This is a genomic window from Dellaglioa sp. CoH-57-MRSF-20, assembly GCF_056781955.1.
Genome location: NZ_JBXAXV010000266.1, coordinates 1 through 269, shown reverse-complemented (window position 1 = coordinate 269; position 269 = coordinate 1). Strand labels below are relative to the sequence as shown.

The 269-nt window shown below is 39.4% G+C and carries 1 protein-coding gene; it reads left to right on the top strand.

Annotated features, from left to right (window positions below):
* Window positions 1–269: hypothetical protein (locus AC1RPN_RS09000; protein WP_481763845.1), on the top strand; the 269-nt coding region annotated here is incomplete at both ends.

Below are 269 nucleotides of genomic sequence, written 5' to 3'. Positions count from 1 at the left end.
ATATTAAGTGGCACAATATTTAACTACACTTTCATATTTCCTTTCAACCAGTACAACAAAATCTGGAATGTTTCATGCTCTGACAGCTACAACAGGACAAACAGCAATAATTATAATGTTTCTTTAATAAGAGACAACATTGCGCCAGCGGCGGATTTTAATCTGAGCAGCACCACAATCGAGGCAAAATATCAGGACTTGACATTCAATTTCACCCTGCCAAGCGATTCAGCGGCAAACTATTTCAACTTGACATACCCTGACGGCTC